Raw genomic sequence first — 22,833 nt, forward strand, 5'->3', positions numbered from 1 at the left:
ACGATGGAGATCCACTATACAAAGCATCATCAAGGCTATGTAAACAAGCTCAATAAAGCCATTGAAAACGAAAAAGGACTTCAGGACATGACTATTGAGGATTTGATGGCATCCCTTGACAAGGTGCCTGAGAGCATCAGAACTGCGGTCAGGAACAATGGTGGAGGCCATTTGAACCACAGCCTATTCTGGGAGAGCATGTCAGCAAATGGCGGCGGGGAGCCTACAGGACACCTTATGGAGAAGATCAAGTCCGACATAGGAAGCTTTGAGGAATTCAAGGATGAATTCAAGAAGGCTGCCACAGGTAGATTTGGTAGTGGATGGGCATGGCTTGTAATGGATGGAGACAAGCTTAAAATAACATCCACACCTAACCAGGATAATCCAATTTCAGATGGATTAAAGCCAATACTTGGCCTGGATGTGTGGGAGCATGCATACTATCTGAAATACCAGAACCTGAGAGGCGACTACATTGATGCATGGTTCAATGTTGTTGACTGGAATAAGGTTGAGGAAAGACTTAAGTAACAAACTTTTGGAGGATACCAGCTCATAAGGGCTGGTATCATTTTTTGTGGGAAACAGTTCGGATTGTCTGGAAATGACTGCTGTGATATAATGGTAGGGTCAAATAGGATCAATTGATATGAAAAGAGATGATTTAAATGAGAATAAACCCAGGACGAGTACTTGCTGGATTGGGTCGAAAAGCCAAGGAATATTACAACAACCCCGAAAGACTAAAGGAGCTGCTGACCTCTGCAAATCTAATAATCAGAGATAATGAGCAACTTTCAGACCTTATAGACGACATAGGAAAACTGATTTCACTTGTTAGGGACTATGTCAAGAAGGAATACACAATGGTTTCCAAAGGAACCATAATAACAGTTATTGCTGGACTGATTTATTTGGTAAATCCAGTTGATATTGTACCGGATTTCCTATTTGGTGGATTTCTTGATGATGCTGCCGTTATTGGCTACATTGTAAGCAGGCTTAGGGGAGAAATCGAAAAATACAATGACTGGAAAAAAATCCAGTAGCATTTGGAGGTTGACATGAAAAAGACAATAGTATGGCTAATGGTGTTTTTGTTTTTGCTACCGTCGGTTTCGACGGCACAAGTAGCAAGACCAGGCTCGCCTAAACAGTTTTCCGTGGAGCTTGTAGAGGAGGAAAACCCGTATTTTATTCTTAGATGGAAGGATGAAGAGGAAACAATATCACTTTTCAACAATGATGCCTACAGGGAAGACCTATATGTTCAGGTTAATTTCTACGTTCGCAATGAGGATTCTGTTGTAATGAGAGAGATGAATTTCAAGTACATTGATTTGGTCAGGGAAGAGGGTGGATTTACAAGGATCGACCTGGACCTTTTAAGACTCGGAATTGTAGAGGACCCTGTTAATGTTATGTTCTCATCATACAATTTCAGAGTCAGAATCGGACTTGCCCAAAGGGACATATTGGGAAGTTATACCCTGTTTGGCAGCTACAGCCCCACGGTCTCAAGCGGAAAGATGTACCCTTTTAATTACGCTTCACCATGGGCATTGCAGGAGCTGGACAATGCATATGAATATAGCCTGATACCGGATTGTATAAGCAGCAATATGCGGGATGTCATAACAAGGGAAGAGTTTGCCCAGGTTATGGTGGCCTACTACGAAAGCAAGACAGGCAAGGAAATTGACCCAACAGGACAGTATTTTGCAGACACAGACAGTCAAGAGGTCCTAAAGGCAGCTGCCCTTGGCATAATAAAGGGCTATGAGGATGGAACCTACAGGCCTGATAATCCAATAACAAGACAGGATATAGCAGTGGTCATTGGTAGGACACTTCAGAAGGTTGACCCGACCCTAAGCCTTTCTTATTCTCCTGTTGCCATAGAAAATGGAATAAGCGCCTATGCCTACGACAGTGTGATGTTCCTTGTGCACAACGGGATTTTGAAGGGTGACGAGAACAACAGTCTCAACCCACTTGAACATACCACAAGGGAGCAGGCGGTTCTTCTTACAACAAGAGCATACGAGTATTTCCAGTAATCACCAGGTCTGCCATCAGGCAGGCCTTTGAATATGTTTCAAATAACCCATTGAAAGAGAGGACATTATATGTTTGAGCAAAGTATTGGAGAGCTGGCCGCACTGGCCACAGCTTTCAGCTGGACCCTTGTGGGAATCTTCTTCGGTAAGGCCAGCAGCAGAATTGGCAGTCTTTCTGTAAACTTCATAAAGTTGGTTTTTGGATTTGCTTTCCTTACAGTAACTGCACTGATAACAAGGGGAGTGCCTTTTCCTACTGATGCCTCGGTACATAATTGGACTTGGCTTACGCTTTCAGGAATAATCGGATTCTTCATAGGAGATTTTTTCATGCTAAAGGCATACATCGAAGTGGGTGTCCGGATATCACTACTTATGATGGCCACCAGTCCACCAATGGCAGCTCTTCTGGGATATTTTCTGCTGGGAGAGAAGCTGTCCCTCTCTGGTGTTATTGGAATGATGGTAACAATCATGGGAATAGTTATTGTAGTTATGAGCAGGGATCGTGGAGGTCAAGGTGTTAGGATGAAGTATTCACCAAGAGGCCTTTTTTATGCCTTCCTGGGTGCATTGGGACAGGCGACTGGGTTGATATTCAGCAAGGCGGGACTTCTGGACTACAACACCTTTGCAGCTACCCAAATAAGGATTATAGCAGGCTTTATTAGCTTTGTGATTTTCGTGACCATCATGGGTAGATGGGGGGAGCTTAAGCTTGCAATAAAGGACAAGGAGGCCATAAAGCACACCCTCTACGGTTCATTCTTTGGACCCTTCCTTGGTGTCAGCATGTCTCTTGTTGCCCTTAGGTATACAACTGCCGGCATTGCTTCCACTATCACTTCAATCACTCCAATAACAATAATTCCCTTTTCCATCTTTCTATTCAAGGAGAAGGTCAAGCCGTCAGAGATATTCGGGGCCTTTGTTTCTGTTGCAGGTGTGGCAATCCTGCTCCTGCTCTAGCAAAGAAAGTGGAGAGTTCGTCAAGAACTCTCCTTAATTATTTTTTGGCTTTGTTGATTTGATTCCCATTAGCCCTCCAAAAATCCCAAGAATTACCGAAAGGGATAGGGTGAAGATGACAAGGGTTGACATATGCTCTGAAAAGCCTGGCAGTACAATAAAGGGGAGGCTGCCTGATAGCTGACTGTAGAGATATCGGGTCGAGAAAAATGTCATAATAAGTGAAAGCAATCCTGCAAGAAGGGAAGTGAGCATTCCGTTCACAAGAAAGGGTCTGTATATGAACCCATCAGGTGCACCCAATAGCTTTAGGGTACCAATTGAATCCCTGTTTAGATAAACACCCTGTCTAATTAGGTGTGATGTGATGACAAGGGTTGCAATTGAAACAGAAAGCAGTATAAAGAAACCGAAGATTCTTATTATTCCCGAAATTTCCTGCAGCTTTTGGAGGACCTCCTTATTGTCCCTTACCAGCTCAACACCGCCCAGGGATGAGGCCCTTTCAGATATTTCTTCAACTGATTCCAGCTGTATTGTCACATCCAGATAGGGGCTGAAGGGATTGTGGTCAAACAGGTCCACAATTCTTGATTCGCTGCCAAGTATTTGAGTCATCTCTTCCTTTGCAGTTTCCTCATCCACAGGGATCACATCTGTAACACCAGGTATTGAAAGAAGGTTTTCGATCAAATCGTCCATATTTGCATCCTCCGTGTAGTAAATGCTGATTTCGGCCTGGTCTTCAATCTGTGAGATAATGAAGTCGGATGATATTCCAAGAGAAAAGACAAGTGCAAGTATAAAGAAAATAAATGCAAGGCTGATTACTGACAAGAGATTAGAAGAAATGTCCCTTCTTACAAGGGTCTTCACTTCCCTTAGGTAATAGCCAATGTTATTATGAAGAAATCCCATGAGGCACCTCCTTAAGGGTCATTTTCCCATCATCAACCTGTATATGGATGCAATCCTTCTCATCCTGTATGAGGTGGGTGGCATGTGTTGTTATTATTACCGTAGTCTCAGGACCACGGAAGGATTTTAGAAGCTCAAGTATAATCATGGAATTCTTTTTGTCCAGGTTGCCTGTGGGCTCGTCTGCAATGATCAGCTTTGGATTTCTGGCAACGGATCTGGCTATTGCAACCCTTTGTCTTTCACCGTAGGATAGATTTTCAACAGTGGAGTGGACCTTGTGGGAAAGTCCCACTTTCTCAAGGGATTTAAGCGCCCTTTCATACATATCCTCCTTCTTGATGGGTAGAAACCTCATGCCAACAAGGACATTCTCATTGACTGTTCTTCCGTCAAGAAGCTTGAAATCCTGAAAAACCGGACCAATTTGCTGTCGTAGATTTCTAAGCTCCCTTTCTGAAATCTTGTCCATGGAATTTCCTAGTACAAAGAGCTCGCCTGAGGAGGGTCTTTCCATGCCAAGGAGTAGCTTTATGAAGCTAGTCTTTCCAGAGCCGCTCTGTCCGGTTATATAGACGATTTCACCAGGGGGAATATTTAAGTTTACATCCTCAAGGCCATAGGTACCATCCTTGTATCTGAGGCTTAGGTTTTTTGTAGTAATCATTATTGTCCTCCTTTAGAATAGGGATGGTCGGATTTGTAGGTCCATATATCCATCCTGAAGCTCAATTGAACGTATGGTATTGTTTCCAAGTAGCTTCCCGAACTTAAGGTCAAGGTATCCAAAGTCGAATAGGTCCATGACTGCTGATTTTTCAAGGGCCAAGCCCATATACTCACCATCGGTTATTTCGAATCGAAGAGTTTTATTATCCAGTATGATAAGATCACCCCTAATGTTAAGATTAAGCTCTGGCATGACAAGACGCACATGATCCTCAAAGAACAATAGCTCAGCAGGAGTAGGGTAATCCCGCTTGGATAATTCTTCATTCAGGGCTTCATCAAAAATCCTGCCACTTATTCCAGTAAAGCCTATCTTTATGTTTAGCATGGATTCAGGAAGCTGACCACTCTGGACAGTGTCGGTAATGCCTTGAATGGTTTGCAGGAAAATTGGCTTGACCTGATTCCATGAATCATTCAAACCAGTAAGGTAACCCTCATACCTTTCCTTTTCCTCCTGCAGGGCCTGGAGGCTATCCTGGAGGTGCTGTATTGTGGCTGTTCTTTCTTGGATGGTTCTCTGAAGCTCTACCCTCCGTTCCTGTATTTCACTTAGGGTCTGGTCCAGCTCTGCCTTGATGCTGACCAGGTCTGCCTTTTCACTTTCCAAGGTCTCCAATAGTTCATTGGTATTCCTGGAAAGATCCCTTATGCTGTTGATTCTTTTGATCAGGGATGAAAGGCTGTCCGAGCTTAGGATCAGCTGGAGGTTGGATAGGGGCCCCTTGCGCTGGTAGGAACGCAAAACCTCCTCCATGACATCCAGATTGCTTTCATATGAACCTTCCAGAAGGATGATATCGTCTTCGATATTGTCAATCTTTTGTGAGAGGTCTTCAATTTCAAATTCCGTTCGCTCTTGGATCACTTCAAGCTCCCGAACATCCTGCTGGATGAGGAAAAGGGATTCAAGTATCCTAATCTCTTCGTCACTTAGCTGGGAAATTGTAGAATTGATATCTCCCATAGACTGGTCTGGACTGACCAGCTGCCCAAAAGAATATGAAAATATTGTTATAAATAGTAGTGTAATGATAATTGCGGTTGATCTTTTCAAAAAATTCACCTCATATCCTTTATACATTTTTGTGACGATTATGTCAATGGATTTGGGCATGGATACGGCCTGGCTTTAAAACCAGGCCTAAAATTTAATCCAGTGTATGGACGAAAAGTCCACTTCTTAGCTTAGGCTCAAACCATGTGGATTTAGGAGGCATTACCTCTCCGGCATCCGCGATGGCCATCAGGTCATCAATGCTGGTTGGATACATGGAGAAGGCAATCCTCATGCCATTGAGTACTCTTTCCTCAAGCTCAGCCAAACCTCTGATTCCTCCAACAAAATCAATTCTTGAATCAACTCTGGGATCCATTATTCCTAGTAGAGGGGTCAGAACGTTTTTCTGAAGAATTGATACATCAAGCCTGTCCACGGGTGAGTCCTTGTCAAAGGAGCCTTCCTTGGCCTTTAGAATGTACCAGTTGTCATCAAGGAACATTCCAAAGCTATGCTTTTGTGTTGGCTTGTACTGACCTTCTCCAGTGTATTGTTCAACGTCGAAATTTTCCTTCAGAAGCTCTATGAATTCCGCAGTTGAGTACTCATTCAGATCCCTAACAACCCGGTTGTAATCCATGATATAAAGGTCTTCATCAGGGAATAGGACTGATAGGAAAAAGTTGAATTCCTCTGTTCCGTCATAATCAGGGAACTGCTCTCTACGCTTTAGGCCAACCTTGACGGCAGATGCTGTCCTGTGGTGACCGTCGGCAATATAGAGGTAATCCACTGAAGCGAACATTGACACAAGCTTCTCTATGATTGACCTGTCATGGATTTTCCAGATTGTATGGGTTATCTCATCATCTGAGGTAAAGTCATAAATCGGATCATTTTCCTTCATCCAACCATTGATTAGGTCGCTTATCTCCTCTTTTTTCCTATAGGTAAGGAAGATTGGGCCAGTGTTGGCATTTGTATAATCAACATGGTTGATTCTGTCCTCTTCCTTGTCTGCTCTTGTAAACTCGTGCTTTTTGATTACATCCTTCAAATAGTCATCTATGGAGGTAGTTCCCACAAGTCCAACCTGTGGTCTTCCGTTCATGACCTGCTTGTATATATAGAAGCTGTCCTCATTATCCTGTATAAAGACTCCGTCCTTGATCATCTGATAGAGATTGTCCCTTGCCTTCTCGTAAACCTTTTCGTCGTGTATGTCAATATCCTCCGGTAGGTCCACCTCGGACTTGTCAACATGGAGGAAGGAATAGGGGTTGCCCTTAACCACCTCTCTTGCCTCCTGGCTGTTCATAACGTCATAGGGTAGAGCAGCTACCTTGTCAGCCAGGTCTGGTGCTGGTCTATGTGCCTTGAATGGTTTCAATACGGCCATTTACATACCTCCTTAAAGACTTTTAATCACTTCAACAACTTCCTCGCCTATTCTCATCTGTGCTTCACTTGTAGATCCGCCAATATGCGGTGTTACAGATACATTGGGGTGATTTAGCAGATCAGTATTTTTGGCTGGTTCCACCTCAAATACGTCAATTCCTGCTCCTGAAAGCTTTCCTGAATTAAGTGCTTTAAGAAGGGCTGTCTCGTCAACAACGCCACCTCTTGCACAATTTATCAGATATGCTCCATCCTTCATCTGGGCTATCTTTTCGGCATCTATTAGAGCTTTTCCATCTTTCATCGCTGGAGTATGGATTGATACAAAGTCTGCCTTCTTAAGAAGCTCATCCAGCTCCATATAGGCGTATTGAGGGTAGTCATCCTTTGGACCGCTTCGGTTGGTGTAGATTACATTCATACCTAGAGCACTGGCTTTTTTTGCCAACTCATGAGAAATTCTACCAAATCCAACAAGTCCCAGGGTTTTGCCTGCAAGCTCGACTCCCTTGTATTTCTTCTTGTTCCATTCGCCATTACGCATGGTTACATTTGAAATTCCAACAAATCGTGCCAGTGAAAGCATGTGGCCAAGTACAAGCTCAGCAACCGATGCACTGCTTGAGTTGGGAGTGTTTCTAACCTTTATCCCTTTATCCTCAGCATACTTAACATCGATATTGTCAACCCCAACACCTGCTCTAATTATCATCTTAAGCCTTCCGCCCTCTGCAGCAGCGTCTATTATTGGTTCTCTTACCTTTGTGGCTGATCTTACAACTACAACATCATAATCCTTGAGAGCCTCCTTAAGGTCCTCCGGCTCATAGAACTGCTCATGAACCTCATGACCCAAGGCTTCAAGCTCCTTGACAGCGGACTTATCAAGTCCGTCAGTGGCTAGTATCTTTAACATTTAATCACCTCTCTAAAGTCCTAGTATATCATCAATGGTTGAAAGAAGATCCTTAACATCATCCATGGTGTAATCTGCCATGTGTGAGATTCTGAAGGTAAGGTTCTTCAGGCCTCCGTAGCCGTTTGAGATCATAAAACCTCTGTTGGCAAGCTCCTTGTTAAGGTCACCCACGCTGATTTCCTTGGTGTTTTTTATTGTGGTAAGGGTCTGGGAAAGGTATTTTTCATCCTGTACAAGGAGGTCAAAATTCTTTCTTGCCCAAGCTCTAACATAATCAGCCATTTCCTTGTGTCTGGCATATCTGTTTTCAAGACCTTCTTCAAGAATCCTGTCCAATTGATAATCAAGTGCAAACATGTGTGATAGGGAAGGGGTGGACGGATACTGGTGGTCCTTTTTCTTAACGGTGTCATATAATGATACCAGATCCAGATAAAGTCCTCTGTTCGGAACTTGGCGCCCTGCCTCGATTGCTCTTTCAGATACTGAGCATATTGCCATTCCTGCTGGCAATCCAAGTGCTTTTTGGGTTGATGTTATTACGACATCCATGCCCCATGCATCTGCTTCGATCTTAACTCCTCCCATGGAGCTGACAGTATCTACAAGATACAGAACATCAGGATACTTTTCCTTAAGAAGTGCTCCGATTTCGGCAGTTGGGTTCATAACCCCCGTTGAGGTTTCATTGTGTGTTACGGTAATGACATCGTATTTTCCTGTTGCAAGTGCTTCATCCACCATTTGGACTGTTGTAGGCTCTCCTAGCTCAGACTTGAAAAGGTCTGCGGGAACATTGTTGGTGGTTGCCATTTTATACCATCTGTCACCGAAAGCTCCAACTGAGAAAACTGCTGCCCTCTTTCCAGTGAAGGACCTTATTGCGCCTTCCATCAGTCCACTACCGGAGCTGGTTGAGAGTAGTATCTGGTTCTCAGTATAAAAGACCTTCTGAAGTTTCTCTGAGATACCTCTCTGAAGGTCTGAAGCCTCCTTGGTTCGGTGGCCTATCTGCGGTGTTGCCATCTTTTCCAGAACCTCTGGTAGTACATCAACAGGTCCCGGTATAAACAATTTTTTGTGCATAGCATTACCTCCTTAATTGGTCTTGTGTTAGTATTACCCTAAAACACCATCAAATATACGCATCAGCACAAAAAAATACGTTGACTGTGGGTTTTCACCCCTATTGACACTGTGATAAGATAGAGGTAGGTTTTAAATAATGAAAAAGTGGTGAATATTATGATAAAGATGGTTGTAGGTGGAGCGAGAAGTGGTAAGAGCTCCTTTGCCGAGAAGCAGTTCATGGACAGGGAAGATGTAGTATATATGGCAACATCCAGGGTTGAGGATCAGGAGATGCAGGACAGGGTGGACCACCACAAAAGAAGCAGACCTGGGGGATGGCGGACCTTTGAAGGAAGCTACGACCTTTTCCAGGCAGTTGGACAGGAAGAGAACTATCTTTTGGATTGCTTGACAGTACTTACCTCAAATATAATGTTTGATATGACATATGAGTCAGGGAGAACCGTCCCCGTTGACTCAGGGCTTCAGAAGAGGGTGGAGGACAGGATATTTGAAGAGGTGGCTTCATTGATACAGGCTGTTGAAGAAAAGGGATTTAATCTTATTATAGTAACCAATGAGGTCGGTTACTCCCTGGTACCAGAGAACCACATAGGCAGGGTATTCAGGGATATACAGGGGAGATTGAATCAAAGGGTTGCTGAAAGGGCTGATGAGGTCTACCTTGTTAGCTGTGGAATACCTGTGAGGATAAAATAATGGATGGATTGATTCTTGCCCTACAATTTTTCACCAGAATACCTGTAAATAGGGAGGTCTCCTTTCAGGGTAAAAATATCGGAAAAAGTCTTTTTTACCTTCCCCTTATTGGTCTTGTCATGGGTATGATTGCAGCACTTCCCTTAATACTCTTAAGTGGATACAGCAAGTCAATTTCTGCCCTTCTATCAGTTCTGACTATTACAGGATTGACAGGGGGATTGCATCTTGACGGACTTGCCGACACCTTTGATGGATTTCTTTCAGGAAGGGAAAAGGACCGGGTTATGGAGATTATGAAGGACAGTAACCTGGGAGCCTTTGGAGCGGTTGCCCTTATATTTACAATAGTGTCGAAGCTTGTGGCTGTATATGAACTGCCGGCAGCATACTGGATGGGCATACCCTTGTCCCTTGCCAATGCAAGACTTGTGGCTGGCTATGTGATCACAACAAAGAAGAATGCCAGGGAAGATGGCCTGGGAGTCTTGTTCAAGTCCTCAAGACCAGGGCGGAGTGTCCTTTTATCAGGACTGGTTTTGACTGGGATAACTCTCTTCTTTGACCCAATATTTCTAATACCTCTTGCTGGGAGCTTCTTGCTGGGTGAGCTGGTTTCAATTTGGGCCTACAGGAAAATCGATGGAATGACAGGGGATGTTTACGGAGCAGTGATAGAGATTTGTGAGCTGGCTTCATTGATAATATTTTGGGGAGTGACAATATGGATATAATATTTGTTAGACATGGGGAATCCCATGACAATTTGGAAAAGAGGTTCAGTAGGGATTTTATAACCTTGACTGACAGGGGTGTGGACCAGATCAAGGAAGCCAGGGGAAATCTTGCAGCGTATGACTTTTCCAGGGTTTATGTAAGTCCTTTGAAAAGAACAATTCAAACACTAACACTCCTGGGTCTTGAGGGTGAGGTTGATGACAGGGTACGGGAGATGAACTTTGGTGTATTTACAGGCCTAACCTTCAATGAGTATCAGGACAAGTATCCCCAGGAGACAAGGCTCTGGATGGAGGATTCCTTTAACTATACTATTCCAGAAGGTGAGAGTATAGCTGATACCTACAAAAGAGTGGAAAGCTTTATGGAGGATATGCTAGAAAAAAATGAGAATGCACTGGTTGTAACCCATGAGGGAATCATCAGACTGGCATGCAGCTGGGTAATAGGGAGTGCGGACCACTTTTACAGATTCAGGGCAGATAATGGCAGCGCAACAGTTATTTCAGCTGATAGAAACTACAGATTCATCAAACAGCTGAATCACAGGTAGGGGGATTGGAATATGAGAAGAATAGTGAACTGCATAAGCACAATAAAGGAGCTTGATGTGGAAGGTCTAAATGGGGCTGGTTGCGGTGTTGAGCTGCAGGACTTTGTGGAGCCAAACCTTTCAGAAAAGGACAGGGGGAACCTGATCGGTGAGTACAAGATCAGACTTCAGGAAATCAAGGGAATTAAGTCCTTGCATGGACCATTTCTGGACCTAAAGCCTGCAAGCCCTGACAAGGAAATCAGAAGGGTCAGTCAGATTAAGTACAGAAGAACTCTTGAGATTGCACATGAACTTGATGTAGATTATGTTGTATTTCACAGCCAGATAAATCCATACCTTAACCAATCCTTCCTAAGGGATCTAAATAACAAGCAGGCAGCTGCCTTTTGGAAGGAAATGATGGATGCGACCCCATACAGGGGAGAGGTCGTCATTGAGAATGTATTTGAGGAATCCCCCTACATGCTAAGAGACCTGATTGATGCAATTGATCATGATAGGATATCCATAAATCTTGACATCGGTCACTCCAACCTGGGATATACATCACTTAAGGAGTGGATCCATATACTTTCGGACAGGCTTTCCTACATGCATGTTCACGGAAATAGTGGCTTTGAGGACCAGCATATTGTGCCATCTGATGGAAAGCTTTTGACTCTCTTGGAGCTTTTGGATCAGGAGGGAATAGACCCTGTTCTGGCATTGGAATATAAGATCAATAATTTGAAGGAAGAGGTCCAAAGGTACAGAAGACAACGAAACCTTTTAAAATAATGATACGTGTAAATTTAATTTCTCAAAATTTTCATTTATATTTTGATTGTCGACAATCTTGATGCTATAATGATTTTAGTGATCAATAACTTTAAATTACTACAGAGGGGAGCCAACCATGAGTGCAACAGTACAAAATTACATGAAAAGCAGACACAATCTAAGTAAAATTGTTGTTGATTACATCAAGGAGTCAATCTTGTCAGGCTTGTACAAGGAAGGCGACCATATTCTGGAGACAGAGGTGGCAAACACCTTGGGCATAAGCAGGGCCCCTGTTCGAGAAGCCATAAAGGAACTTGAAAAGGAAGGGATAGTTCAGACACTTCCAAGGAGAGGAACCTTTGTTACAAAGTTTAGTCTGGAGGATATAAAGGAAGTTTTTGAAATCAGAATGCTATTGGAAAACAACATTTTCAAGATTCTGATTTATGAAGACAAATTGTCAGAACAGGACTTCATAAAGCTTGAGAAGCTGGTTCTGGACATGGAGGGAATCGCTGATTCCAGTGCTGATGATACTGAGAAATCCATAAAATTGAATCTTAAGGACATGGAGTTCCATAGGTACCTGTGGAATAAATCCGGAAGCAAGAGAAGGGTACAGATACTTGAACAGATATTTTTTCAGCTGAGGATGGCCATGCTTTACGATACAAATGAAACTGGAGATCTTTCCAGGACAGCCACAGACCATTACGAAATTATAGATGCTCTGAAGGACAAGGATATTTTTAAATGTAAAGAGGCTTTACAGAAGCATATAACAACCTATAAGGATGCTTTCATTCAGGATTAGATCCACCAATAGAAGGAGGCATCTTTAAAAAGCACAGCAATTGTCGACAATAGACAAAAAATCAAGGAGGGAAGTCATGGAAAAGATACTCGCTTTTTCAGTCAAGGAGTTCAAGCAAAGATTGGAAAAGACAAAAAGAAGCATGGAAGATAAAGGAATTGAGGTTTTGCTTGTAACTGATCCAGCAAACATGAATTACTTGACTGGATTTGATGGATGGTCATTCTACGTTCATCAATGTGTAGTAATAATGATTGACCAGGAGGAGCCCTTCTGGGTGGGTAGAGGTCAGGACTCAAACGCCGCAAGACTGACATCCTATCTAAGTGAGGAGAGCATCTATCCCTACACGGATGACTACGTCCAATCACTGCTTAAGCATCCCATGGATTTTGTTGCAGACATCCTAAAGGAAAAGGGATATGACAAGAAGGTTGTTGGTACGGAGATGGATACATATTACTTTACAGCCAAGTGTCAGGAGAGCCTCCAAAGTAATCTACCAAACTGTAGGTTTATTGATGCAACAAGTTTGGTAAATTGGGTCAAGCTTATTAAGTCGGACATGGAGATTGACTACATCAAGAAGGCAGCAGTGATTGCCGAAAAAACCATGGATGCAGCTTTTAACTCCATAGATATTGGAGTAAGACAGAACGAGGCGGCTGCTAATGTCTACCATGCTCAAATATATGGAACTGAAGAGTATGGCGGAGATTACACTTCAATAGTACCCCTGATGCCTGCAGGTATCAGGACATCTACACCTCATTTAAGCTGGACCGACGAGCCATACAAGGACGGAGATACAGTCCTTGTTGAAATTGCAGGGAATTACAGGAGATACCACTGCCCTCTTTCAAGGACCTTTATTCTCGGCAGAGCACCTCAGAAGGTAAAGGACTTGGCCTCGGTGGTTGTTCAAGGAATAGAGGACACCCTTGCAGTTGTAAAACCGGGAATCACATGTGAAGATATTGAGAGGACTTGGGCTAAAAGTATAGCCAAGAGCGGCTTTATCAAGGATTCAAGAGTAGGTTATTCATTTGGACTTAACTATCCACCTGACTGGGGTGAGCATACAGTAAGCTTAAGGCCAGGTGATAAGACAATCCTTGAGCCAAACATGACACTTCACTTTATGCCTGGAATATGGCTTGATGATTGTGGAGTGGATATAAGTGAGCCTATTAGAATAACTGATAGGGGAGTAGAGCTTCTTACCAACTATCCAAGAAGGCTCCTTGAAAAATAAGGGCTGCCAGAACGGTTGTAGCAAAGTCGGAAATGAAGCAATTAATGGACAGGAGGCGAAAAAATGTACAATAAATTTCCAGATGGTAAAGTATTGAATGTTAACTTGAGTGAAGGAACAATCAATAAGGAAGTCTTGCCAGGAGATGTATACAGACTCTATCCAGGCGGGTCTTCATTGGGTCTGTATCTGGCCATGAAGGATATGAAACCAGGGATTGAACCTTTGGGAGAGAACAATAATCTTGTATTCTCGGTATCAGCCTTGACAGGACTGCCAATAAGCGGGATAAGCAGAGTAAACGTTACCGCAAAAAGTCCCTTGACTGAGGGTATGGGTGACAGTCAGGCAGGAGGCTTCTTCCCTGTACATATGAAGGCAAATGGTCTGGATGCTATTGTCCTTAAGGGGAAATCAGACAAGCCTGTATACCTGTATATTGATGGTGAAGATGTTCAACTCAAGGACGCATCAGCCCTTTGGGGTAAGGTAACAGGAGAGGCTGAAAAGCTAATCAGAGAAGAGCTTGGAAGAGATGATGTTGAAATCGCCCAAATTGGACCTGGAGGAGAAAATCTAGTAAATTATGCATGCATCATCAACATGTGCAATAGGGCCAATGGTAGAAATGGCATGGGAGCAGTTATGGGCTCGAAAAATTTGAAGGCCATTGTAGTTGCCAAGGGCAAGTCCCAAAAGCCAGTAGACAGCGAAGGCTTCTTCAGTCTTGCAAAGAGCGTCATGGCAAGACTGGAGGAGAACGGATCTGTAGCTGGACTTGGAAAATTTGGAACGGATGGAGACCTTGAGGGCTTCAGTGAAGAGGGATTTTTACCCACCAATAACTGGACAACAGGATATTTCCCTGAAGGAGCCAAAAATATAACCGGCGAGACAATGTATGACACAATTCTCAAGGAAAGGGACACCTGCTATTCCTGTGCAGTAAGATGCAAGAGGGTTGTGGAAGTGCCCGGAATGGTTGATCCATTATACGGAGGACCAGAGTATGAGACGGCTGCAACATTCGGTTCATATTGTGGGGTTACAAGCCTTGAATATGTATCCCTGGCCAATCAGATGTGCAACATGTATGGTCTTGACACCATTTCATGCGGAGCAACCATAGCATTTGCAATGGAGGCATATGAGAAGGGCCTTATTGACAGGACTGTGACCGATGGGATAGACCTAAAGTTTGGTAACGGTGAAGCTCTTCCTGTATTGATAGAGAAAATTGCAAACAAGGAGGGTATTGGCAGGCTATTGGCTCTGGGAAGCTATAGGTACGCACAAACTCTTGGTGAAGAAGCCGTTGATCTAACGGTAACAGTAAAAAAACAGGAACTTCCCGCTCACATGCCACAGTACAAGCCGGCAGTTGGTCTTGTGTATGCGGTGAATCCTTTTGGTGCAGACCATCAGTCAAGTGAGCACGATCCTTTCCTTGTGATGCCGGAGGACAGCATGGAAAGAAGAAGACTAGCTCAGTTGGGAATCCAAAAAGGCTATGAGGATCCATTTACTATGGACGATGACAAGGTCAGATTTGCATGGGATACTCAAAAATACTTCTCAACCCTGGATACCCTTTGTCTTTGCCAATTTGTTTGGGGACCTTCCTGGGAACTGTATGGACCGGACGAAATGGTAGAACTTTGTAAAACAGGACTTGGCTGGGAAACATCACTCTACGAACTTATGCAGGTTGGAGAAAGACGGATCAATATGATGAGAGCCTTTAATGCCAAGGAAGGCTTCACCAAGGAAGACGACCTTCTACCCAAGAAGATTTTCACGCCACTTAAGGGTGGACCTACTGATGGTGTTGTTTTGGATAAGGAATCACATGAATATGCCAAGAACCTTTACTATGATTTGGCAGGCTGGGACAAGGAAAAAGGGAGCCCTACAGAATCGACCCTTAAGAGACTATCCTTGCAATGGATGCTTTAATTAGGGATGATTTGTAATGAAAGTCATATGCAATGACAAAACAATGGAAATTGAAGAAAGAACCACATTATCAGAGCTTCTAGCCATGCTTAACTATCGGAAGACTGTAGCGGTCTTCATCAACGGGAAGCAGCTGCTTTCATCTCAATTGGAGGGTTACAGGATTAATGAAGGCGACAAGATTAAGATAATTAGGATACTAGGCGGTGGTTAATATAAGGAGGAAAAAAATGCTAAGAACAACGCAAGAAATTGATAATATGCTGAAAAGGCATGATTCCTACAGGAATGGGTGCTTAAACCTCATTGCATCGGAAAACTTTGCAAGTGAAAAGGTAAGAAGCTATCTGACCAGTGATTTTGGGAACAGATATGGCTGCTACTCAACCATGGATCCAGCTGAAAGGGAGTACACGGGCAACAAGTTCATACACGAGTTTGAAATGGAAACCCATGAGCTGGTAAAGGAGATTTTCAAGGCAAAGTATACAGATCTAAGACCAATAGGTGGACACATGGCCGGAATGTCGGTGGTTTTGGCCCTGCTTGAGCCAGGAGATCTTGTCATAGAAGTGAGCCTGTCAGACTGGGGACATGGTTTGGTTGGACCCATGTGTCAGGTAAGACAATTTGATGAGACAATCAATGTTGAATATATGGCTTTTGATGAAAATAGGGTAGTGGACACAGAAAAGCTCATAGAGCAGGTAAAAAGACTAAAGCCAAAGATGATAATATTCGGTGGATCAGGCACCCTGTTTCCAGAGCCTGTTAGAGAACTTAGGCCACTGGCAGACCAGCAGGGCTTCCATATTGCATATGATGCATCCCATGTGACCGGGCTGATTGCATCAGGAATGTTCCCTAATCCACTTGAAGAGGGAGCAGACATAATGTTTGGCAGTACACACAAGTCTTTCCCTGGACCACAGGGGGGCTTTGTTGTCTCAAATGACAAAGACCTGATGATCAAGGTAGGTAATACCCTTTCACCATCCCTTGTCACCAGTCATCATCTAAACAGATTGCCTGCCTTGGCAGCTTCAATACTTGAAATGAAGGACTTCGGTGAAGAGTATGGGAGACAGGTGGTCAAGAATTCCAAAGCCCTTGCCAAAGCCTTGGCCAAGAGGGGCTTCAAGGTTTTGGGAGAAGGGAAGGACTATACAGAAAGTCACCTTCTATTGGTTGACATTGGAGAATATGTTGACTTAGCACCTGCCAAGTTCTTGGAAAAGGCCAACATACTATGTTCAGATGATTTTTCCGGAAATAGTCCAGAGGTAAGAATTGGTACGCCTGAATCGACAAGAAGGGGCATGAAGGAAGAACATATGGAGGATATTGCAGAGTTCTTCAAGAGACTTATAATTGATAAGGAAGACATCGACATGGTTGGGAAGGACGTTGAAGATTACGCAAGACAATTCACAGGATTGGATTATTCATATTAGTACCTCCCAGGGAAACCACACGAGAGTGTGGTTTTCCCATTGCAAATAAAGTTATTAATGTAAGGATATTGGGGTATACTCTAATATAGAGTATTAGGACCAAAATAAACATAAAGGGGAGATATATATGGGTCTAGTTACATCAACTGAATTGTTCAGAAGGGCGCAGGAAGGTGGATACGCAATCGGTGCATTCAACGTAAACAACATGGAGATAATCCAGGGTATCGTTGACGCTGCCAAGGAGGAAAAGTCAGGGTTGATTCTTCAGGTTTCCGCTGGCGCGAGAAAGTATGCAAACTCAATTTATCTTAGGAAGCTCGTAGAGGCTGCAATTGAAGATAGTGACCTGGACATAGTTCTGCACCTGGACCACGGTGAAAACCTTGAAATTGTAAAGCAATGCATCGATGACGGATTTACCTCCGTAATGATCGACGCATCACATTATCCTTTTGAGGAAAATGTAAGAATTACCAAGGAAGTGGTTGACTATGCCCATGCCAGGGGAGTTGTTGTTGAGGCCGAGCTTGGCAAGCTTGCAGGTGTGGAGGATGCAGTAAGCGTGGCCAAGGAGGATGCTACCTACACAGACCCAGATGAGGCGGTTGAGTTTGTCAAGAGGACAGGCATTGATTCACTGGCTGTAGCAATTGGTACAAGCCATGGTGCATACAAGTTCAAGGGTGAACCAAAGCTTGACTTTGAACGATTGGAGAAAATCGGAAAACTTATTCCAAATACACCTTTGGTACTTCACGGTGCATCAACTGTACTTCCAGAGTTTGTGGAGCTCTGCAACAAGTATGGCGGGGACATTCCTGGAGCTCAGGGAGTACCTGAGGAAATGCTAAGAAGGGCTGCTCAGATGAATGTTGCCAAAATAAACATAGATACTGACCTGAGACTTGCAATGACAGCTGCAATAAGACAATTCATGGTGGAAAATCCATCAGAGTTTGACCCAAGAAAATATCTTGGACCTGCCAGAGCAGCCATAAAGGGAATGGTTCAGCACAAAATCAGGAACGTATTGGGATCAAGTGGATCAAATCTTTAAGATAAAGGGGCATATTGCCCCTTTGATTTTTTGTAGGAGTTGGTATTATGGACAGTTTTCCAGATATTGAAAGGGTACACCAGATACTGGATGAGATTGCAGAAACCCTGCCTCTTGAGTTTTTCAACAGGCTGAATGAGGGTGTTGTTCTTCTGCCCCAGCACAAGTACCACCCAAGAAGTCGTAGTGACAGAAGGCTCTATATAATGGGGGAATACCACAAGAGCTTTACTGGAAGCCATATAAGAATATACTATGGCTCATTTAAAAGGGTTTTTAGAAATATTTCCGAGGAAGAACTTAGGAAACACCTGGAGCACACCCTATTGCATGAGTTTACCCACCATCTTGAAACCCTGGCCGGTGAAAGAGGACTGATAATAAAAGACCAGGAAGCACTGAGAAAATATCTTCAGGAATGGTAGTATGTTAATTTCTATTAGGTGTATTTTGATAAGCATTATACTACTCTGGGAAAATCGAATGAATAGTTAAATAAATATTCAAAAAATTGTTTACAAGATGCAAATAGTATGCTATTATGAGATTAAGAAAACAAGAACGCTGTTTGGCATAGCCGAACATTCATGTTTTCATAAGGAGGACTAGTATGACAAGAAGTGGTAGAGTTCAAGCAATTGACAGAGCAATTATGGTATTGGACTGTTTTACTGAAAGAAAACCACAATTAAGGCTTTCTGAGATAACAGAAATGTTGGACATTAATAAATCTACACTACATGGAATTATATCAACATTAAAATATCATGGATTAATAGATCAGGATGATTTAACTCAGGAATATAGGCTAGGGTTGAAACATATTGAATATGGGCAAAGAGTTTTAGATTCAATGAATATTTCAAGAATTGCAAAACCAATAATTGAGAGGGTTTGTGACGAACTTGAGGAAACCGTTCACATAGGTACATTAGATGATGAAGAAGTAGTTTATATAGAAAAAAAAGAATCTCAACAGTCGATGAGAATATTTACTACAATAGGAGCCAGGAATCCTGCGCATACAACTGGAGTCGGAAAGGCTATGATGGCTTACTTGGATGAGGAGGAGCTCAGCAATATTTTGCCGGAAGTTTTAGTTAAGTTAACTCCTAAAACGATAACTGATAGGAATCAGCTAAAATTGGAACTTTCACAAATTAGGCTTCGTGGATTCGCATACGATAATGAGGAAAATAATTTAGGATTGAGTTGTGTGGCAGCTCCGATATTTGATTACACTGGGAAAGCAGTGTATGGAATTAGTGTTTCTGGTCCAACAATGAGAATGAATTCTGATAAATTGACAAAAGCCTCAAGAATAGTTAAAGAAGCAGCAGATGAGATATCCAGGAAATTAGGTTATAGGGGGTAAGGCATGACCTTACCCTATCAACTCAATATATAATAATGTTATTTTTTTTAGCCACAAAAGAGAATGACGTTCAGCAATGATGAACTTATAATGAAAGGGGGTCTGATTGGAGTACATGTGCTTTTGGTAATCATGGTATCAAACAATAATGATTAAAGGGGAGAGTAAAGTGAAAAGAAAACATTTATTATTGGTAAGTCTAGTATTAGCTCTAGCAATGTTTGCATCAGCATGTAGCAGTGGAAGTGGATCAACTGGAGATAATTCATCCGCTCCAGCGAATACATCTTCAGGTGAAGTAAAAGTATTAAAATTAGGTCACCAAGCACCTGCCGGTACTGTTTATGATGATTTAGCAGTAGCATTTAAGGAGAATATAGAATCAAGAACAGACGGAAGGTTTGAAATTGACATTTATAATGGAGGACAGCTTGGTGGTGATAGGGAGCTTATGGAGGCTCTTCAAGTAGGTAACGTTGAATTTAATATTCTTACAGCATCAGATATGGGAATGTTCGCACCAGAAATGGAAGTACAGGATTTACCATATTTATTCGAAAACTGGGATCAGGTCTTTAAATTTCTTGAATCAGAGGCTGCACTTGACTTCTATGCTCTCTCAGATGAAGCAGGAATAAAAACCCTTTCTTTTATGCCTAGAGGATTCAGACATATAACAAACAATGCTGGACCAATCAATACTCCGGATGATATAGCAGGCAAGAAAATGAGAGTTGCAGAGAGTGCAATATACGTAGATACATTTGAAGCTTTTGGAGCTAACGCATTGGCACTTGCTTGGGGCGAGGTTTTTACAGCTCTTCAACAAGGTACTGTAGATGGGCATGAAAATACAATTGTAACTATAAGGGATTACAAAATCAATGAGGTCCAGGATTACCTTTCAATGACGGGTCATATGTTTGGATTTGGAGCTATAACAGTGAATCCAGATTTCTTTGACGGATTGTCACCTGAGGATAAGGAAATCTTCCAACAAGCAGCTACTGATGCAGCTATTGATATTGGAGCACTTCAACAAGAAGCCGAAGTAACAACAATCGAAGAGTTAAAGGCTGCAGGTATGCAATTCAATGAAGTTGATAAGGAAGCATTTATGTCACTTATTCAACCAGTCTACGACAAATATTTCGAAAACCATGATAAAAAGTATTACGATGCAATAAAAGCAGCTGTAGCAGAATAATTCGAGGGGGCTTACAGCCCCCATTTATTACAATAAGTGTAATTTAATGGGGAGGATAACAGCGTGGATACACTAAATAAAATAAGTGCAGGTATCGAAAAGCTGACCGGATACTTTTTGATATTCGCTTTTGCCTCAATGACCATAGCATATTTTTCATCAGTTGTTTTGAGGTATGTATTCAATAATGGTCTGATATGGGCGGATGAATTTACTAGGTATATGAACATTGCACTTGTAATGCTAGGATCAGCAACTGTTGCTCGATATAATGGGCATACAAACATAAGTATACTTGAGTTAGCTTTGGTTGGGAAAGCAAGAAAAGTTATTTTAGTAGTACAACAGCTGCTGACAATAGGATTCTTTTCCTATGCAGCAATGATTGGTTTCAATTTTGCTAAAACAGCAAGTCATGTATCAGCTAACATGAAGATTCCAATGGGATTTTTGTACAATGTAATGTCGGTGGCATTTGTTTTGCTGGTATTTCAAGCTATTGTATCAGTTCTGAATTTAATTAAAGGAAAGGAGGAATAGAAATGGTTTTATTCGGTTTACTATTTGCTTTCCTGATATTAGGTGTTCCAATTGCAGCATCCATGGGAATTTCTGCTTTGGTTTACATGCTCATGGACGGTGTAAATCCAATTGTTGTTATTCAAAAGTTATTCGCTGGCATTGATTCAACAGCTTACCTTGCCGTACCGTTCTTCATCCTGGCAGGAGAGCTCATGAATAGAGGAGGTATTGCCAGGCGTATAGTAAATCTTGCTGAGAAGGCAGTAGGCAATATCCATGGTGGAATGGGAATAGTAGCAATAATATCTTCTATGTTCTTTGCAGCTATATCTGGTAGTGCAATAGCTACAGCAGCAGCAATTGGAGGTGTAATGTATGCGGGGATGCTTAGGAGTGGCTATAGCAAGGGCTTCAGTGCCACAATAGTCGCAGCGTCAAGCCCAATTGGGATAATCATCCCACCGAGTATAGCATTTATCATTTATGCTGTATTAGCTAGAGTGTCTGTGGCAGATTTATATAAGGTAGGCTTCCCTGCAGGTTTTATCGTTGGAATAGCACTAATAATACCAACATATTTCATAGCAAAGAAAAGAAAATATATGGATAGGGCTTCAGATATTGAGTCAGGGGAGATTGTTCTCCATGGTGTTCCTGAGCTCAAATCAAAAAAAGAAATTTCCTTTGCAAAAAATCTTATAGAGTCATTATGGGCACTAGGTACACCATTTATTATTGTAGGAGGTGTATTTGCGGGGATTTTTACACCAACTGAATCAGCAGTAGTGGCAGTAGTATATTCTATACTTGTTGGGATGTTCGTGTACAAGGAAATTACAATACGGGATCTTGGACCAATTTTCAACGGTGCTGCAAAAGGTACTGCAGGACTTATGCTTATTATGTCAGCGGCATCATTATTTGCATATGTGATGGTATTGGCGAGAATTCCACAGACGGTGTTTGCAACTGTACAAAACTTTGAAGGAAGCTTTTTTATTATTATGTTAATGATTAATCTAATTTTACTGGTAGCAGGGATGTTTATGGAATCAGGATCAATACAGTATATTGCTGTTCCTGTATTGTTGCCAATAGTAATGTCCTTCGGAATGGATCCTGTCCACTTTGGGATAATACTAGTAACAAACCTAGCAATAGGAATGCTTACGCCGCCATTTGGTGTAACCTTGTTTACATCGGCTAAAACGTTCAATACCTCGATCCAAGAGGTTTCAATTGAAACATTCCCATATCTCGCAGCACTATTGGTAGCATTATTGTTTATTACGTATGTACCAGCATCTGTAATGTGGATAGTATAGATAATATAACAAAATATAA

Annotated in this window: 25 protein-coding genes; 19 read left to right on the forward strand and 6 right to left on the reverse strand. The window is 42.3% G+C overall.

Annotated elements, in window-relative coordinates; genetic code table 11:
• The 4 genes from ACKVDP_RS10615 to ACKVDP_RS10630 form a co-directional block, all read left to right on the forward strand.
• A partial coding sequence (locus ACKVDP_RS10615) for a superoxide dismutase (RefSeq protein WP_409228828.1) occupies positions 1-534 on the forward strand: 534 nt, incomplete at its 5' end.
• Positions 535-671: 137 nt separating this feature from the next.
• Complete coding sequence (locus ACKVDP_RS10620) at positions 672-1,052, forward strand: YkvA family protein (protein WP_409228829.1); 381 nt, start codon at positions 672-674, stop codon at positions 1,050-1,052.
• A 15-nt stretch (positions 1,053-1,067) separates the two neighbouring features.
• On the forward strand, positions 1,068-2,063 hold the full coding sequence (locus tag ACKVDP_RS10625) for an S-layer homology domain-containing protein (RefSeq protein ID WP_409228830.1): 996 nt from the start codon (positions 1,068-1,070) through the stop codon (positions 2,061-2,063).
• A gap of 69 nt (positions 2,064-2,132) precedes the next feature.
• Positions 2,133-3,032, forward strand: a complete 900-nt coding sequence (locus ACKVDP_RS10630; protein ID WP_409228831.1) for a DMT family transporter — start codon at positions 2,133-2,135, stop codon at positions 3,030-3,032.
• Positions 3,033-3,065: 33 nt separating this feature from the next.
• Here ACKVDP_RS10630 and ACKVDP_RS10635 read toward each other — a convergent pair whose 3' ends face one another.
• The 6 genes from ACKVDP_RS10635 to ACKVDP_RS10660 all read right to left on the reverse strand — a co-directional run bounded on the left by ACKVDP_RS10635 (position 3,066) and on the right by ACKVDP_RS10660 (position 9,085).
• Positions 3,066-3,950: a cell division protein FtsX gene (locus ACKVDP_RS10635; RefSeq protein WP_409228832.1), complete on the reverse strand. Its 885-nt coding sequence runs from the start codon at positions 3,948-3,950 to the stop codon at positions 3,066-3,068.
• Positions 3,934-4,617, reverse strand: coding sequence for a cell division ATP-binding protein FtsE (locus ACKVDP_RS10640; RefSeq protein WP_409228833.1), 684 nt, complete (start codon positions 4,615-4,617; stop codon positions 3,934-3,936). Before ACKVDP_RS10640 ends, ACKVDP_RS10635 begins: the two co-directional genes overlap by 17 nt.
• 12 nt (positions 4,618-4,629) lie before the next feature.
• Positions 4,630-5,736: a coiled-coil domain-containing protein gene (locus tag ACKVDP_RS10645; RefSeq protein WP_409228834.1), complete on the reverse strand. Its 1,107-nt coding sequence runs from the start codon at positions 5,734-5,736 to the stop codon at positions 4,630-4,632.
• 94 nt (positions 5,737-5,830) lie between these two features.
• The gene (locus tag ACKVDP_RS10650) at positions 5,831-7,078 is read right to left on the reverse strand and encodes a DUF1015 domain-containing protein (RefSeq protein WP_409228835.1); all 1,248 of its coding nucleotides are present in this window, start codon (positions 7,076-7,078) and stop codon (positions 5,831-5,833) included.
• Between the two features lie 12 nt (positions 7,079-7,090).
• On the reverse strand, positions 7,091-7,996 hold the full coding sequence (locus ACKVDP_RS10655; protein WP_409228836.1) for a D-2-hydroxyacid dehydrogenase: 906 nt from the start codon (positions 7,994-7,996) through the stop codon (positions 7,091-7,093).
• Between the two features lie 12 nt (positions 7,997-8,008).
• Positions 8,009-9,085, reverse strand: a complete 1,077-nt coding sequence (locus tag ACKVDP_RS10660; protein ID WP_409228837.1) for a pyridoxal-phosphate-dependent aminotransferase family protein — start codon at positions 9,083-9,085, stop codon at positions 8,009-8,011.
• 159 nt (positions 9,086-9,244) lie between these two features.
• Between ACKVDP_RS10660 and cobU the strand changes: the two genes are divergently transcribed.
• The 15 genes from cobU (at position 9,245) to ACKVDP_RS10735 (ending at position 22,814) form a co-directional block, all read left to right on the forward strand.
• Positions 9,245-9,790, forward strand: a complete 546-nt coding sequence (cobU, locus tag ACKVDP_RS10665; RefSeq protein ID WP_409228838.1) for a bifunctional adenosylcobinamide kinase/adenosylcobinamide-phosphate guanylyltransferase — start codon at positions 9,245-9,247, stop codon at positions 9,788-9,790.
• On the forward strand, positions 9,790-10,524 hold the full coding sequence (gene cobS, locus ACKVDP_RS10670; protein WP_409228839.1) for an adenosylcobinamide-GDP ribazoletransferase: 735 nt from the start codon (positions 9,790-9,792) through the stop codon (positions 10,522-10,524). Before cobU ends, cobS begins: the two co-directional genes overlap by 1 nt.
• Entirely contained in the window at positions 10,515-11,081 is a 567-nt protein-coding gene (locus ACKVDP_RS10675; RefSeq protein WP_409228840.1) for a histidine phosphatase family protein, read from the forward strand. Before cobS ends, ACKVDP_RS10675 begins: the two co-directional genes overlap by 10 nt.
• Before the next feature lie 12 nt (positions 11,082-11,093).
• A complete protein-coding gene (locus ACKVDP_RS10680) occupies positions 11,094-11,861 on the forward strand; it encodes a sugar phosphate isomerase/epimerase family protein (protein WP_409228841.1) in 768 nt (255 codons plus the stop codon).
• A 118-nt stretch (positions 11,862-11,979) separates the two neighbouring features.
• The gene (locus ACKVDP_RS10685) at positions 11,980-12,660 is read left to right on the forward strand and encodes a GntR family transcriptional regulator (protein ID WP_409228842.1); all 681 of its coding nucleotides are present in this window, start codon (positions 11,980-11,982) and stop codon (positions 12,658-12,660) included.
• 76 nt (positions 12,661-12,736) lie between these two features.
• On the forward strand, positions 12,737-13,915 hold the full coding sequence (locus tag ACKVDP_RS10690) for a M24 family metallopeptidase (protein ID WP_409228843.1): 1,179 nt from the start codon (positions 12,737-12,739) through the stop codon (positions 13,913-13,915).
• Positions 13,916-13,978: 63 nt separating this feature from the next.
• Positions 13,979-15,871, forward strand: coding sequence for an aldehyde ferredoxin oxidoreductase family protein (locus ACKVDP_RS10695; RefSeq protein ID WP_409228844.1), 1,893 nt, complete (start codon positions 13,979-13,981; stop codon positions 15,869-15,871).
• A gap of 16 nt (positions 15,872-15,887) precedes the next feature.
• On the forward strand, positions 15,888-16,085 hold the full coding sequence (gene thiS / locus ACKVDP_RS10700) for a sulfur carrier protein ThiS (RefSeq protein WP_409228845.1): 198 nt from the start codon (positions 15,888-15,890) through the stop codon (positions 16,083-16,085).
• A gap of 16 nt (positions 16,086-16,101) precedes the next feature.
• On the forward strand, positions 16,102-17,325 hold the full coding sequence (locus tag ACKVDP_RS10705) for a serine hydroxymethyltransferase (protein WP_409228846.1): 1,224 nt from the start codon (positions 16,102-16,104) through the stop codon (positions 17,323-17,325).
• A gap of 127 nt (positions 17,326-17,452) precedes the next feature.
• Entirely contained in the window at positions 17,453-18,385 is a 933-nt protein-coding gene (gene fba / locus ACKVDP_RS10710; protein WP_409228847.1) for a class II fructose-1,6-bisphosphate aldolase, read from the forward strand.
• A gap of 47 nt (positions 18,386-18,432) precedes the next feature.
• Positions 18,433-18,810, forward strand: coding sequence for a metallopeptidase family protein (locus ACKVDP_RS10715; RefSeq protein WP_409228848.1), 378 nt, complete (start codon positions 18,433-18,435; stop codon positions 18,808-18,810).
• A gap of 185 nt (positions 18,811-18,995) precedes the next feature.
• On the forward strand, positions 18,996-19,760 hold the full coding sequence (locus ACKVDP_RS10720) for an IclR family transcriptional regulator (RefSeq protein WP_409228849.1): 765 nt from the start codon (positions 18,996-18,998) through the stop codon (positions 19,758-19,760).
• Positions 19,761-19,929: 169 nt separating this feature from the next.
• A complete protein-coding gene (locus tag ACKVDP_RS10725) occupies positions 19,930-20,967 on the forward strand; it encodes a TRAP transporter substrate-binding protein (RefSeq protein WP_409228850.1) in 1,038 nt (345 codons plus the stop codon).
• 63 nt (positions 20,968-21,030) lie between these two features.
• Positions 21,031-21,507, forward strand: coding sequence for a TRAP transporter small permease (locus ACKVDP_RS10730; RefSeq protein ID WP_409228851.1), 477 nt, complete (start codon positions 21,031-21,033; stop codon positions 21,505-21,507).
• A 2-nt stretch (positions 21,508-21,509) separates the two neighbouring features.
• On the forward strand, positions 21,510-22,814 hold the full coding sequence (locus tag ACKVDP_RS10735) for a TRAP transporter large permease (protein ID WP_409228852.1): 1,305 nt from the start codon (positions 21,510-21,512) through the stop codon (positions 22,812-22,814).
• The last annotated feature ends 19 nt before the right edge of the window (positions 22,815-22,833 follow it).

Source organism: Gudongella ferriphila (assembly GCF_046224405.1).
GTDB lineage: Bacteria > Bacillota > Clostridia > Tissierellales > Tissierellaceae > Gudongella.